The 13,859-nt window shown below is 73.2% G+C and carries 13 protein-coding genes; 11 read left to right on the top strand and 2 right to left on the bottom strand.

Annotated elements, in window-relative coordinates:
• The first annotated feature begins 186 nt into the window (after positions 1 to 186).
• From ADL05_RS28875 to ADL05_RS28825, 11 genes are all read left to right on the top strand, one after another.
• Positions 187 to 639 carry a MarR family winged helix-turn-helix transcriptional regulator gene (locus ADL05_RS28875; protein ID WP_053620227.1) on the top strand — a complete coding sequence of 151 codons (453 nt, stop codon included), beginning with the start codon at positions 187 to 189 and terminating at the stop codon, positions 637 to 639.
• 52 nt (positions 640 to 691) lie between these two features.
• The gene (locus tag ADL05_RS28870) at positions 692 to 1,399 is read left to right on the top strand and encodes an SseB family protein (RefSeq protein ID WP_053620177.1); all 708 of its coding nucleotides are present in this window, start codon (positions 692 to 694) and stop codon (positions 1,397 to 1,399) included.
• 157 nt (positions 1,400 to 1,556) lie between these two features.
• Positions 1,557 to 2,522, top strand: a complete 966-nt coding sequence (locus ADL05_RS28865; protein ID WP_053620176.1) for an A24 family peptidase — start codon at positions 1,557 to 1,559, stop codon at positions 2,520 to 2,522.
• Between the two features lie 45 nt (positions 2,523 to 2,567).
• Positions 2,568 to 3,749, top strand: coding sequence for a chorismate synthase (gene aroC, locus ADL05_RS28860; RefSeq protein WP_053620175.1), 1,182 nt, complete (start codon positions 2,568 to 2,570; stop codon positions 3,747 to 3,749).
• A 284-nt stretch (positions 3,750 to 4,033) separates the two neighbouring features.
• The gene (locus ADL05_RS28855) at positions 4,034 to 4,540 is read left to right on the top strand and encodes a shikimate kinase (RefSeq protein WP_053620174.1); all 507 of its coding nucleotides are present in this window, start codon (positions 4,034 to 4,036) and stop codon (positions 4,538 to 4,540) included.
• On the top strand, positions 4,537 to 5,619 hold the full coding sequence (gene aroB / locus ADL05_RS28850) for a 3-dehydroquinate synthase (RefSeq protein ID WP_053620173.1): 1,083 nt from the start codon (positions 4,537 to 4,539) through the stop codon (positions 5,617 to 5,619). The genes ADL05_RS28855 and aroB overlap by 4 nt, the downstream gene beginning before the upstream one ends.
• Before the next feature lie 150 nt (positions 5,620 to 5,769).
• Positions 5,770 to 6,333 carry an elongation factor P gene (gene efp / locus ADL05_RS28845; RefSeq protein WP_053620172.1) on the top strand — a complete coding sequence of 188 codons (564 nt, stop codon included), beginning with the start codon at positions 5,770 to 5,772 and terminating at the stop codon, positions 6,331 to 6,333.
• Entirely contained in the window at positions 6,333 to 6,746 is a 414-nt protein-coding gene (nusB, locus tag ADL05_RS28840; protein ID WP_053620171.1) for a transcription antitermination factor NusB, read from the top strand. The genes efp and nusB overlap by 1 nt, the downstream gene beginning before the upstream one ends.
• Before the next feature lie 53 nt (positions 6,747 to 6,799).
• Positions 6,800 to 7,600 (top strand): methyltransferase domain-containing protein, encoded by an 801-nt coding sequence (locus ADL05_RS28835; RefSeq protein ID WP_053620170.1) that lies wholly within the window; start codon positions 6,800 to 6,802, stop codon positions 7,598 to 7,600.
• Positions 7,601 to 7,955: 355 nt separating this feature from the next.
• Entirely contained in the window at positions 7,956 to 9,200 is a 1,245-nt protein-coding gene (gene dinB / locus ADL05_RS28830; RefSeq protein WP_053620169.1) for a DNA polymerase IV, read from the top strand.
• A 243-nt stretch (positions 9,201 to 9,443) separates the two neighbouring features.
• Positions 9,444 to 9,854, top strand: a complete 411-nt coding sequence (locus ADL05_RS28825; RefSeq protein WP_053620168.1) for a DUF3040 domain-containing protein — start codon at positions 9,444 to 9,446, stop codon at positions 9,852 to 9,854.
• 239 nt (positions 9,855 to 10,093) lie between these two features.
• On the opposite strand, the gene ADL05_RS28820 is transcribed toward ADL05_RS28825, so the two are convergent.
• Entirely contained in the window at positions 10,094 to 12,403 is a 2,310-nt protein-coding gene (locus ADL05_RS28820) for a transglutaminaseTgpA domain-containing protein (protein WP_053620167.1), read from the bottom strand.
• Between the two features lie 8 nt (positions 12,404 to 12,411).
• Positions 12,412 to 13,656, bottom strand: a complete 1,245-nt coding sequence (locus ADL05_RS28815; RefSeq protein ID WP_053620226.1) for a DUF58 domain-containing protein — start codon at positions 13,654 to 13,656, stop codon at positions 12,412 to 12,414.
• Between the last annotated feature and the right edge of the window lie 203 nt (positions 13,657 to 13,859).

Raw genomic sequence — 13,859 nt, 5'->3', positions numbered from 1 at the left:
GAGCGGTAACAAAGTTCTGGAGAAGAATCTTCCTTGGAAGTAGATTAGGCGGCAGGGCCTGCTCACGCAAGCGGCTCACGCCTCCGTCCGGGTGGCACCGGACACACCGTCGGGCGACCCCGGCGGAGCGTGCCCGCCCCGCCGTTCCGGGCCCCCGCCCGTGCCGGGCGATCTAGGATGGACACCATGGAGCAAGCCGTGTGGCTCGACGCCGCGGAACAGCACGTCTGGCGTGGGTTCCTCCGCATGAACACGCGGATCTACGACGAGCTCGAACGGGATCTGCGGGAGAGGAACGGGGTGTCGCTCATCGAGTACGGCATCCTGGCCCACCTGTCGGAGGCGCCCGAGCGGCGCATGCGCATGCGCGCGCTGGCCGACAGCGTCATCGTGTCCAAGAGCCGCCTGTCCCACCAGGTCGCCCGGCTCGAACGGGGCGGCTACGTGCGCCGCGAGCACTGCGACGACGACCGACGCGGACTGTGGGCGGTCCTCACCGACGAGGGCGCGGACCTGCTCCGCGCGGCCGCACCCGGGCACGCCGCGCGGGTGCGCTCGCTGATGTTCGACCGGCTCTCCGCCGAGCAGGTCGACCAGCTCGCCGCCATCGTCAGGGTCCTGGAACCGGACCGGACCTGACACGGCCGCGGCACCGACCGCCGTCCCCCGACCACAGATAGAGTCAGAGCCCGTGAGCAGACCATCGATCATCGGCGCCCAGAACTTCCGCGACGACGACGGCAGCGTCGACCCGGACGTCGAGGCCCGACTGCGCGACCACGCCGTGGGCCTGGTCGGCGACCGCCAGGTCCTGGACGCGCTCAGCCGTTCCCGGCTCCTCATCCCCGTGGTCGCCGTGGCCACCGAGACCGGCAAGGGCGTCGGCGGGCTCACCAAGGACAAGCACAGCGAGGTGGCCGTCCCCGTCATGACGGGCAAGGACGGGCGGCGCGGCGTCCTCGCCTTCACCTGCGTCGACGCCGTCCGGCGCTGGCGGGCCGACGCCCGGCCGGTGCCCTTCACGACCAAGGACGCCTGCCAGGCCGCCGTGGAGGAGGGCGCCGACGCGCTCGTCCTCGACGTGTCCGGGCCGACGCCCTACACGATCCAGGGGCGTTTCCTCACCCTGCTCGCCGAGCAGGGCGCCGTCCCCGAGCCCAAGGACGACCCGCAGGTCCTGGCCCTCATCTACCGGGTCACGCACGCCGAGTTCGGCATCGAGCGCGTACGCGTGCACCCCTCCGAGCGCGCCGACATCGGCATCCGCCTGGAGCTGGAGGAGCGCGACGACGAGTCGCTGCGCCGGGTCGCCGACCGGCTGGCCGCCGAGCTGCGGCACGTGCTGCCGGGCGGCGTGGAACTCAGCGCCGTGGTGCGCGCCCGGCGCGACCGGGGCTGATCCCGCCCGCGCCCGGTGGTCCGCGGACCGCGGCACTCCTGTGGTTCTCCGGCCGCGCGGTCCAATCGCGCACGGACGGTCCTCCCTCCGAAGCCGAGTTGTCCACAGGCCGCGCGTGCACCTGTCCTCCGGCGCCGCGGACCGGTATTTTTCGGTCATGACCACCCCCTCGACGCTCGGACTGGACCCGACTCTGTGGACGGTCGCGGCGACCGCCTGCCTGGCCCTGCTCGGGCTGGGCGTCGGCCACACCGCCGGCCGCCTCGTGCACCTCTTCGGCGCCGCGGACGCGTCCGGCGACCCGCTGCCGGGAGCGCCGAGAACGCTCGCCGCGCCCGCCGGCCAGAGCGAGGCCACGGCGTCGGCGTCCGAGACCGGGAGCGTCGCCGGGGCGCCGCCCGCCGCCGCTCCGGGGGAGGACGAGGAGGGGCCGCCGCCACCGCGCTGCCCGTTCTGCCGCGCCGAGCTGACCTTCGTCCCCTGGACCCCGACCGTCGCCTCCCGGGCCTTCCGCAGACGCGGCGCCTGTCCGCACTGTGAGCAGGTCATCCGCCCCCACCTCGCGGTCGTCGCCGCCACCGGCGCGCTGTTCGCGGTCGTGGGGACCGTCGCCGCCACGGACCCCCGGTGGTCGCCCGTCGAACTGCTCGCCGTGCTGTGGCTGGCGGTGCTCACCGCGGTCCTGTCCGTCATCGACCTGCGGGTGCTGCGCCTGCCCGACCCCCTGGTCGGCCCGGGATACGTCGTGGCCTTCCTCCTGCTCGCCGCCGCGGTGTTCCTGCCGCCCAGCGGCCAGGGGCTGGACCGCGCGGGGGCGGCCCTGGTCAGCATGGTCCTGGTCACGGTCCTGTACTGGCTGCTGTGGCGGGTCTCCCCGCGCGGGTTCGGCTTCGGCGACGTCAAGCTGTCCGGCCTGACCGGGCTGTACGCGGGCTGGGCGGCGGGTCCCCTGGGGGCGCTCGTCGCGGTGTTCTGGGCCTTCGCCGCCTTCTCCGCGCTGGGCCTGGTGCTACTGGTCCTGCGGCGGCTCAGACCCATGCAGCCCTTCCCGCTGGGCCCCTTCATGCTCGGCGCCACCCTCGTCACCGTGCTCGTCGGGGCGCCCCTGGTGGTCCATCCGTGAGCCCTGGTGCAACGAGGCGCTTCCATCCGTGGGAAGATCGTCACCATGTTGCGTTGGCTGACCGCAGGGGAGTCCCACGGGCCGGCACTCGTCGCGATTCTGGAGGGCCTCCCGGCCGGTGTGTCCGTCACTTCTGACGACATCGCCGCCGCGCTGCTCCGCCGCCGCGCCGGGTACGGACGAGGCGCCCGGATGAAGTTCGAGCAGGACCAGGTCTCCGTCATCGGGGGTATCCGGCACGGCCTGACCCAGGGGGGTCCGGTCGCGATCGAGGTCGGGAACACCGAGTGGCCCAAGTGGGAGAAGGTGATGTCTCCCGATCCCGTACCCGCCGAGGAGCTGGACGGCGTGGCGCGCAACGCGCCGCTGACCCGGCCCCGGCCGGGGCACGCCGACCTCGTCGGCATGCAGAAGTACGGGCACGAGGAGTCCCGGCCGATCCTGGAGCGCGCCAGCGCCCGTGAGACCGCCGCGCGCGTGGCCATCGGCGAGGTGGCCCGCCAGTTCCTGCGCCAGGCGCTCGGCGTGGAGATCCTGAGCCACGTGGTGTCCATGGGGCCGGTCGCCGTGCCCGAGGGCTCGGTCGAACCGCGTCCCGAGGACCTGGCCGCGATCGACGCCGATCCGCTGCGCTGCTTCGACCCCGAGACCAGCGCCCGCATGGTCGAGGAGGTCGACGACACCAAGAAGTCCGGCGACACCCTCGGCGGCGTCGTCGAGGTGCTGGCCTACGGGCTCCCGCCCGGCCTGGGCAGCCACGTGCACTGGGACCGGCGCCTGGACTCCCGCCTGGCGGGTGCCCTCATGGGCATCCAGGCCATCAAGGGCGTGGAGGTCGGCGACGGCTTCCGCACCGCGGCCCGCCGCGGATCGGCCGCCCACGACGAGATCGAGCCCGGTCCGGAGGGCGTGCGCCGCCGGACCAACCGCGCGGGCGGTGTCGAGGGCGGCATGAGCACCGGTGACGCACTGCGCGTGCGCGCGGCGATGAAGCCCATCGCCACCGTCCCCAAGGCGCTCGACACCATCGACGTCACCACGGGCGAGGCCACGCGCGCCGACCACCAGCGCAGCGACGTGACCGCCGTCCCGGCGGCGGGCGTGGTCGCCGAGGCCATGGTCGCCCTGGTGCTGGCCGAGGCCGCCGTGGAGAAGTTCGGCGGCGACTCGGTCACCGAGACCGGCCGCAACCTGCGCGGCTACCTGGACTCCCTGGAGATCCGCTAGGACGTGCGACCCGGCCCGCCCCGTCCACCGACGGGGCGGGCCGCCGTCGTCCCGGTGCGGTTCCGGATTCCCGCGTCCTGCCTACCGCCGTCGTCCGGGTGCGGTTCCGGATCCCCGGATCCGTACCCACCGCCGTGACGCGTCGCGGGTGTCCATGTCCTGGGACTCCGCGCACGGCGGAGCCGCGGTTCTGCTAGACAGGGAAGCACACATACCCGGCAGGACCCCCGCGCTCGCGGGGGTGGACCCTTCGAGGCAGGCTAAGCGTGGCTAGAGCGATCGCGGTGCTCATCGGTTCTCCCGGATCGGGGAAGTCGACCGTCGGCCGGGCGCTGGCCGATCGTCTGGGCGTCGGCCTGCTGTGCACCGACAGCGAGATCGAGAAGCGCGCGGGCAAGCCCATCAGCGAGATCTTCGTCGAGGACGGCGAGGAGGCCTTCCGCGCCATGGAGCGCGAGATCGTGGCCGAGGGACTGCGCGAGTGGGAGGGCGTGATCGCCGTCGGCGGCGGCGCCGTCCTGGACGAGGACACACGTGCCGACCTGGCCGACCACCACGTGGTCTACCTCCAGGTCGAGTTCGGCGAACTGGCCCGTCGCGTCGGCATGGACGTCGCCCGTCCGCTCCTGGCGGGCAACCCCCGTACCCAGCTGCGACGGCTGCTCAACGAGCGCCTGCCCGTCTACGAGGGCCTGGCCACCGTCACCGTGCCCACGACGGACTTCCACCCCGAAGAGGTCGTCGACGCCATCCTGCCCACCCTCCAGGACGCCGGAAAGGCCCACAAGTGAGCGTGACCCGCATCGGGGTGGGCGAGCCCGCCTCCCGCTACGACGCCGTGATCGGCAGCGGAGTCCTGTCCGAACTCCCCTCGCTGGTCGGTGACGCCGCCCAGGTCGCCGTCATCCACCCCGAGGGCCTGGGAGCCGTGGCCCGCCCCGTCGTCGGAGTCCTCGAAGCCGCCGGGTACACGGTCCGGCCCATGCCCGTCCCCGACGGGGAGGCCGCCAAGACCGCCGCCGTGGCCACCGACCTGTGGTCGCGGCTGGGACGGCACGCGTTCACCCGCACCGACGCCGTCGTCGGCGTCGGCGGCGGTGCCGCCACGGACCTGGCCGGGTTCGTCGCCGCCACCTGGCTGCGCGGCGTGCGCTCGGTCCTGGTCCCCACCACACTGCTCGGCATGGTCGACGCCGCCGTGGGCGGCAAGACCGGCATCAACACCCCCGAGGGCAAGAACCTCGTGGGCGCCTTCCACCCCCCGGTCGGCGTCCTGTGCGACCTCGCCACCCTGCCGAGCCTGCCCACGGCCGACTACATCGGCGGCCTCGCCGAGATCATCAAGGCCGGATTCATCGACGACCCCGTCATCTGCGACCTGATCGAGGACGACCCCCGGGGCGCCACCACCCCCGAGGGCCGGCACACCCGGGAACTGGTCGAACGCGCCGTCCGGGTCAAGGCCGACGTCGTCTCCGGCGACCTGAGGGAGAGCGGCCGGCGCGAGATCCTCAACTACGGGCACACCCTGGGCCACGCGGTCGAGCGCGCCGAGAACTACACCTTCCGGCACGGCTACGCCGTCGCCATCGGCATGGTCTTCGCCGCGGAGCTCGCCAGGATCACCGGCCGCATCGACGCCGGACTCGTGGAACGGCACCGCACCATCCTGTCCTCGGTGGGACTTCCCACCTCCTACGCCCCCGAGGCCTGGCCCCGGCTGCGCGACGCGATGAGCGTGGACAAGAAGGCCCGCGGCGCCACACTGCGCTTCGTGGTCCTGGACGGCCTGGCGAAGCCCGCCATCCTCAGCGGCCCCACCGACGAACAGTTGGCGCAGGCCTACCGCGCGGTCGCGGGCGACGCCTGAGTTCCGCGAAGCCACTAGACTGCAGTCGGGCGACATTCGCACTGGTGCACCGGGGTCGACCCCCGAGGTGCCCGCACACCGCCCCACTCATCACGACCGGGCCGCGAGTCCGGTGACCGACGTGTCAGACCCCTTGGAGAGACGACCGAAGTGGCCACGACGAACGACATCAAGAACGGCACGACCCTGCGGCTCGACGGCGGCGTCCTCTGGAATGTCCTGGAGTTCCAGCACGTCAAGCCGGGCAAGGGCGGCGCGTTCGTCCGCACGAAGCTGAAGAACGTCCTCACGGGCAAGATCGTCGACAAGACCTTCAACGCCGGTTCGAAGGTCGAGTTCGCCAGCGTCGACCGCCGTGAGATGGAGTACCTGTACCACGACGGCGACTCGTTCATCTTCATGGACACCACGACCTTCGACCAGATCCCGGTCGGCGAAGCGGTCGTCGGCGGCGACAAGGACTTCCTCCTGGAGAACACCCGGGTCACGGTGGCCACCAACGAGGGCAACCCGCTCTACATCGAGCTGCCCGCCGCCGTCGAGCTGGAGATCACCCAGACCGACCCCGGCGTGCAGGGCGACCGCTCCACCGGCGGCACCAAGCCCGCCACCGTCCAGACCGGCGCCGTCATCCAGGTGCCGCTCTTCATCACCGAGGGCGAGCGCATCAAGGTCGACACCCGCACGGGCGACTACCTCGGGCGAGTCAACTGATGAGCGGAGCACGGCGCAAGGCGCGGCGGCGCGCGGTCGAGGTCCTCTACGAGGCCGAGGTCCGCGCTATCTCCGTCGAGGAGGTCATCAAGCGCCGGCGTGCCCAGCCCGAACCGCCCATCAACGAGTTCACCGAGAACCTGGCGCGCTCCGTCGACGGTCGGCGCGCCCGTATCGACGAGCTTCTGGGCACCTACGCCATCGGCTGGACCCTGGAGCGGATGCCCGTCGTCGACCGCAACATCCTGCGGATGGGCGCTTTCGAGCTGCTCTGGGACGACGAGATCCCCGACGGCGTGGCCATCGCCGAGGCCGTCGGCGTCGCCAAGGAGCTGTCCACCGACGAGTCGCCGAACTTCGTCAGCGGACTTCTGTCACGCTTGATGGAGAACAAGGCGACGCTCGCGCTCTGACATCGGCGAACGAGGGCCGGCGGGGCCGGGCACAGTGATGGAGGGGACGTCAGGTGACTGACAGGAGCACTGCGACCGCGACCGCCGACAGCGGCGGGCCGGGCGCCGGCGGCACGGCCGGACCGGTGCGGGCGGCCAACGCCGCGCGGACCGCGGTCGTGTGGGACGCCCTGGAGGGACTGCTGGCCCGGCTCGGTGACGGCGGACCCCTGGAGATCGTGGACGCGGGAGGGGGCACCGGCGGCGCCGCCGTCCCGCTCGCCGAACTCGGCCACCGGGTCACGGTCGTCGAGCCCAGCCCGGACTCGCTGGCCGCGCTGGAGCGCCGGGCCGCCGAGCGCGGAGTCGCCGTACGCGGCGTCCAGGGCGAGACGCGCGACCTGTCCGGGCTGTTCACGCCCGGCAGCACGGACCTGGTCCTGGTGCACAACGTCCTGGAGTACGTCGAGGACCCGGCCGCCGCGATGCACGACGTGGTCGGCATCACCCGGCCCGGCGGCGCGGTCAGCGTGCTGGTCACCAACGCGGTGGCCGGCGCCCTCCACCGGGCCCTGGCCGGGCACATCGAGGACGCCCACCGGCTCCTCGTCGACCCCGACGGCCGCTGGGGCGAGAGCGACCCCATGCCGCGCCGGTTCACCCGTCAGCAGCTGTTGGCGCTGATCGGCGGAGCCGGTCTGGAGCAGGAGAGCATCCGCGGTGTCCGGGCGTTCGCCGACGTCCTCCCCGGGCACGCCTGGGAGGGCGACGCGCAGGCCGGACAGCGCCTGGTGGAACTGGAGCGGGCCGCCGCCGAGCACCCCGAGCTCATCGGGATCGCCACCCAGCTCCACGCCGTCGCCCACCGCCCCTGACCTCGGCCCCGCGGAGCCCGGTGGTCGGCGTAAGCTGGTGTGTGGGCGCCCTACCAGGGCGTTCACGAAGGGCGGCCTCCGATCCCGTGCGGTCAGAGGTGGGCCGTTCGGCCGCCCCCGAGTCCAGGGAGCAGCGAGGGGCGCGCCAGGGTTCCGCGGGCGCAGACGGGGTCGCGGCGGGAGGGACCGCGCCGAAGGCGTCCGCCTGGGCGGGCGACGGTGCGGGCCCGCGAGCGAGCCGCGCCGGCGACGAGGAACCCCGGACTCCGGGCGTCCCGAGCCCCGTACCGAGCCTGCGAGGTCGTGGAGAACATTGAGCCGACGGCAACTGGAACGCGGCGCGGCGCTGCGGGGGATGGTCTCCGCCGAGGGCATCGTGCCGCTGGGCGCCGACTTCCCCGCGGACGGTTCGGGCCCTGACACCGACTGCCACATCCTGCACCTGGACATGGACGCGTTCTTCGCGAGCGTGGAACAGCTGCGCAACCCCGAGGCGCGCGGCCGTCCGGTCATCGTCGGCGGGACCGGCCCGCGCGGCGTCGTCTCCTCCGCCGACTACCTGGCCCGGGCGAAGGGCGTGCACTCGGCGATGCCGATGGTGCGGGCGACGCGCCTGTGCCCGGACGCCGTGGTCTTCCCGCCCGACGGCCGCGCCTACCGGGAGGTCTCCGAGGCGGTCATGGACATCCTGAGGTCCGTGACGCCCCTGGTGCAGCCCCTGTCCCTGGACGAGGCCTTCCTGGACGTCTCGGGTGCCCGCCGCCGGCTGGGCGGCCCGGTGCGCATCGCCGCGATGATCCGCGAGCGCGTCCGCGCCGAGCAGCGGCTCACCTGCTCGGTGGGCGTGGCCGCCACCCGCTTCACCGCCAAGCTCGGCTCCACGCACTGCAAGCCGGACGGCCTGCTGCTCGTCCCCACCGACCGGGTCCAGGGCTTCCTGGACCCCCTGCCCGTCGGGGCCCTGCCCGGCGTGGGCGACAAGACCGAGCAGACCCTCGTCAAGCTCGGCCTGCGCACGGTCGGAGCACTGGCCCGGGTCGAACCCGACCTGCTGCGGATGGAGCTCGGCACCAAGGCGGGCACCCGGCTGTCCGAGCTGTCCCGCGGGATCGACACCAGTGCGGTCGTCCCGGAGTCGCCGGACAAGAGCATCGGCGCGGAGGAGACCTTCGACGTCGACGTCGGCGACCCGGACGTGATCAACCGGGAGCTGCTCCGGCTCTCGGAGAAGGTGGCGCGGCGGCTGCGCGCGACCGAACAGGTGGGGCGCACGGTGAGCGTGAAGCTGCGGCGAGCCGACTTCTCCACGATCTCGCGGTCGCGCACCCTCCCCGAGAGCACGGACGTGGCCCGGGAGATCAGCGCCGTCGCGCGCGAACTGTACGCCGCCGCCGGGATGGAGCGGGTACGCCTGAGGCTGGTGGGTGTACGGGTCGAGGGGGTCACCCCCGCCGACCAGGCACACCGCCAGTTGGCACTGGGGGAGGAGGACACCGGGTGGAGGGACGTGGAGCGCGTGATGGACCGCGTTACCGCACGTTTCGGGCAGGGCGCGATACAGTCGGCAGTGCTGGCCAAACGTGACGAAAACGACGTATGATGCGGCAACTTCCGGTCACCGTGAAGCGTTCCAACAGTAGGATCGCAGTCAGGGGTAGCAGAGAGGCATGGAAGCTGGTGTTTCCGATACAGGGCGCGGGTATCGTGGCCGTAGTGGGCCAGGTACACACGCAGCTTTTCTTTCCAGCAGGCGCTAGTGCACCGTATTCTGGGCATACCACTGACCAAGAGACTGTTTATCAGTACCCGTCACCCCAACCGGGGACTGTCGTAGGGAGGCGCCGTGCCGCTCTCTGAACACGAGCAGCGCATGCTCGACCAGATCGAGCGGGCGCTGTATGCCGAGGACCCGAAGTTCGCGAACACCGTTCGGCAAACGAACCCCGCGGTCCATTACAAGCGCTGGATCATCAAGGCCGGTCTCGGATTCGTCATCGGCGTCGTCCTGCTGTTGGCCGGGCTTCTGATCGGCAACCCGGTCATGCAGGTGCTCATCAGTGTCCTCGGTTTCATCGTCATGCTGGCGTGCTTCCTCTGGGGGGCCAACGCCTGGCGCAAAGCGGCCGGTGGCGGCGCCGAGGCCGCGACCGCGGCGGCGGAGCCACGGCAGCGGCGCAAGGGCGGCGGCAGCCGTCCGGGCATGATGAACCGCTTCGAGGAGCGCTGGCGGCGTCGCCAGGAGGGCAACGAGTAGCTCGGTTCGCCTCCCGCCGCCACGAGGACCCTGTTCCAGGGCGGGGCGCGGGGGCGTTCGCTTCGGGACCCAGGGGTTCCGGAACCCACGTGGTGGGGGCCGCACGGTCACCGTGCGGCCCCCACCACGTTCGTGTTCCACCTGCCTGTGCTCGTGCGCCCGGTGCCGTGCGCCTCGGCCCGCCGATGACCGGGCGCGCGCCGCCGGGCCGTGTACTCCGCCCGGTGCCGGACCCCGCCCTACGCCGGTGCGGGGGCGGGGCGCGGGGCCGCCCAGGGGGGGAGCGAGCGGGGCAGGAGCACCGCGCGCAGCCGCGCCCCCCGAGAGGCCGCCGACATCAGGCCCGCACGGGCCGTGAGCAGGTCCTCCCGTAGCCCCGTCCCGTCCGCGGGCGCCGGAGCGTAGCGCGCCGACTCCTCGGCCAGGGCGAGCCGCCACAGCGCCGCGCGCGTGCGCGCGTCGTGCCCGGCCAGCCGCTCGGCTGTCGCCCTCGGGCTCTCAGCCAGGTCCCACACGCCACCCAGGTCCAGCCACGTGTCACGCAGTTCGCGCCAGGCGGTGTGCGCACCGGCGACCGGTGCGGCCCCCGGCAGCCCGGACGTCCGCGTCCAGCGCACGAGCACCCGGGCCAGCGCGGGCAGCGACAGCAGGAGTAGGCCCCCGGCCACCGCGCCCGCCGCGGGCAGCCACGACAGGTCGGTGTCCGAGGTGCCGTCGTCCCCTCCGTCGGCCATCGGCGCGGAGGCCTCGTCCTCCGGCGACTCGCTCTCCCGTGGCGACTCCGACGGTTCGTCGGCGGGCGTGCTGGGCTCCGGCGGTGCGGGCTCCTCGGCGCCGGGCTCGGGCAGCTCGACCGGATCGGTGCCCGGCGCCCTGCCACCGGAGGAGTACTCCGGAACAGTCGCCGAGCCCTGGCCGGCGTCCGACGACGCCGGGGTCGGCTCGAAGCGCACCCAGCCCACGTCCTCGAAGTACAGTTCCGGCCACGCGTGGGCGTCGCCCACGGTCACCGACCAGCGGTCGCCCTCGATGTTCTCGCCCGCGGTGTAGCCCACCGCCACCCGCGACGGTACGTCGGCCTGGCGCGCCATCACGGCCATGGCGCCCGCGAACTGCTCGCAGTAGCCCACCTGGTCGGTCAGCAGGAAGTGCGCCAGCGGGTCGACCCCCTCGGGCGCGGAGGGCGGGGACAGGTCGTAGGTGAAGGACCCGTCGGTGAAGTACTCCTGGATCGCGACCGAGCGCTCGTAGGGCGTGTCGGCGTTGGCGGTCACCTGCTCGGTCAGCTGCTCCACCGCCGGGTCGAGGTCGTCGGGCAGGTCCAGGTGGCCACCGCCCAGCGACCGCGGGTTCCCGGCCGCCGCCAGCTCGTCCCCGGAGGGTTGGTGCTCCACGGACTCCACGGTGAAGTTCAGACCGGTGGTCGGGCTGCTCGTGGTGAAGACCATGTGGGACGCGGGATCGATGTACCACTGGCCGGGGACCTCGACCGAACTCGCCCAGTACGGCATCGGGAGGAAGTCCACCCGCGGCGAGTCGGAGTCCATGGAGATCTGGGTCGTGACCGTCTCCTCGGGCGCGGGTTCGGACCATCCCGCGGGCAGCGGCAGCTCCCCCGAGGCCTCGTTGTCGTCGGAGGCGTTGACGGGCGTCATCGTCCAGTTCACGCCGTCGAACTCGTCGAGCGCGAACATGCGCAGGTAGTCCGGGTCGTCACTGGTGGAGCGGTAGGTGAGCACCGTGCGGTCCGAGAGCGACCCCAAGTCCCGCCGCAGCGACACGAACGGGTGTGGGGTGGTGATGTCCTCCCCGCCCGTGCGGATGTAGGTGCCGTCGGCCAGGTCGTTGAAGACGTCGCTGCGCAGGGACGGGACCGCCGCGGGCAGGGAGAGCGCCAGCAGGATCGCCGCGGTCACGGCGACCGCCGTCACCGCGAACCGGCGCAGACCGCCCAGGACGCGGGCCTCCGGCCCCTCGTAGGGGACGAACATGCCCCACTCCCGGCCGCGTACCCACATGTCCGCGGCCAGCAGGCCGAGGAACCCCGCCGCGGCGGCGGCCATCGCTCCCCAGGCCAGGGTCTCGCCCTCCACGACCAGAGGTACGGCCAGCAGCGCCAGCAGCAGACCGCCCACCATGCCCGGGCAGCGCGCCGTCACCGCCAGGAAGTCCGCGGTGATCATGAACACGACGAACACCACCCCGATGATCAGGGGCACTCCGGCGGAGGCGGCGACCGGCGGTGCGTTCGTGTCGATGGTGTTCAGGCCCTGCTGGAGCGTCCTCGCCAGGTGCGCGATGCTGTCGGCCGTGGGAACGACACCCGCAAGTGCGTCCCCAGCGGCGAACATCGGGGTGATCAGCACGGCGGCCGCCAGCAGTTGCAGGAGCGGCACGGGCAGCAGGTTCCAGCTGGTCAGCCGGTACAGCGCCGACACCGCGGTGACCGCGACCATCAGCACGACCGCCGGGACCCACCAGGGGCCGCGGAGCAGCGAACTCAGCAGCGGCATCGCCAGGAGCAGGCAGACCAGGGTGGCCAGGGGCATCAGTGTTCTCAACGCCGACCCTCCCGGGACGGGTACGGAGCGGCGGCGCCCTCACCGGCGGTCGCGCGACGCCACAGCGCGGGCAGTTCGGAGGCGGAGGAGACGATGAGGACGCGCCAGCCGCCGGAGGTGAGGACGTCGCGCACACCGCGGACCGACTCGGGCAGTCCGGGGGCGGGGGCGGCCTCGGGCGCGGAGGGATGGGCGGGCCAGGCGCCGTGCGCGCACAGCACGGCGACCCGGGCGGCGGCGCCCCGCACCGCCGACAGCGCGGCGGCCTCCTCGGCCGAGACCGCGCCCAGCACCGCCACGAGCAGGCTGGAGGAGGCGCTGCGGGATCCGCCGAGCTGGTCGATCCCGCCGAACAGGCCGGGGGCGTCCGAGGCGCGGGTGACGGCCAGACCGTCCAGCACACCGGAGGCGTCGGCCGTGTGCATCCGGCCTCTCTCGGTCAGGAAGCGCAGCTCGTGGCCGCCGTCGATCAGGTGCACGGCCACCGACGCCGCCGCGCTCACCGCCGTCTCCAGTGAACCGCCGGGGCCCTCGCCCCGGTGGGCGCTCCGACGGGTGTCCAGCAGGATGGAGCTGTTCTCCCGCCAGTGCTGTTCGTCGCGGCGGACCATCAGCTCGCCCTGCTTGGCGGTGGAGCGCCAGTGCACGCGGCGCAGTTCGTCGCCGTGCCGGTACTCGCGCGGCACCGGGTCCTGTTCGCCCACGCCGCTCACCGTCCGGCGCGGGGACTGCTCGCCTTGGGAGCCGTCGGCCCCGCCCAGCGCGTCCAGCGGCACGACCGGCGGGGTCACGAGCAGGGTCGAGGGCGCGCCGACGTCGCGGGTGACGCGTACGCACCCGAGCGGGTCGGCGACACCGATCCGGAGCGGCCCCACCGGGTAGCTGCCGCGCACCGCGGGGCGTACGAGGTAGGTGACGTCGCGGACCGCGCGCGGACCGAGGTGGCCGATGGTGTAGCGGGGCTCGGTGCCCAGCGGCGCCGGGAGGGTGTCCTCGACGAAGAGCGCGGAGACCGGCCACGTCCGCGAGGTGTTGCCCACCCGCACCAGGACCCGGGCGTCGTGCCCGGCGGCGACCCGGACCGGGACGACCGACCGGCTGTGCGCGATCCGCGCGGTCGCGCCCACGACGGTGAGCGCGGACAGCGGCGGCACGGCCAGGAGCAGGACGCCCACGGCGACGAGTTCGCGCTGGCCCAGAACGGAACCGGCGACCACCGCGACCAGGCCGAGGACCAGCATGCACACACCGCGGGCGGTGAAGCGGCGGCGCCGGCGCGGCCGCGCGGCGGGTGCCGGCGCGGAGTCGTGGGAGGCGGGTGCGGGGGACCGCACCGGAGGTGTCGGGATCACGGGGGCCGTCGGTCGGTGGTGGTTGGCGTTGGGGTGGGGCTGCGCCGCTGGCGTCCCTTGGGGGTGGTGGTGGGAGACGTCGGGTTGGGACT

Origin of the sequence: Nocardiopsis sp. NRRL B-16309, assembly GCF_001279585.1 — a bacterium.
In the GTDB taxonomy this organism is placed as follows: Bacteria; Actinomycetota; Actinomycetes; order Streptosporangiales; family Streptosporangiaceae; genus Nocardiopsis.
This window is presented reverse-complemented; position numbering and strand designations above follow the sequence as displayed.

Bases quoted from the DNA above. Each gene is read 5' to 3' on its own strand.
- ADL05_RS28875 (WP_053620227.1), top strand. From the start codon at position 187: ATGGAGCAAGCCGTGTGGCTCGACGCCGCGGAACAGCACGTCTGGCGT.
- ADL05_RS28865 (WP_053620176.1), top strand. From the start codon at position 1,557: ATGACCACCCCCTCGACGCTCGGACTGGACCCGACTCTGTGGACGGTC.
- aroC (WP_053620175.1), top strand. From the start codon at position 2,568: ATGTTGCGTTGGCTGACCGCAGGGGAGTCCCACGGGCCGGCACTCGTC.
- nusB (WP_053620171.1), top strand. From the start codon at position 6,333: ATGAGCGGAGCACGGCGCAAGGCGCGGCGGCGCGCGGTCGAGGTCCTC.
- dinB (WP_053620169.1), top strand. From the start codon at position 7,956: ATGGTCTCCGCCGAGGGCATCGTGCCGCTGGGCGCCGACTTCCCCGCG.
- ADL05_RS28820 (WP_053620167.1), bottom strand. From the start codon at position 12,403: ATGCCCCTGGCCACCCTGGTCTGCCTGCTCCTGGCGATGCCGCTGCTG.
- ADL05_RS28815 (WP_053620226.1), bottom strand. From the start codon at position 13,656: ATGCTGGTCCTCGGCCTGGTCGCGGTGGTCGCCGGTTCCGTTCTGGGC.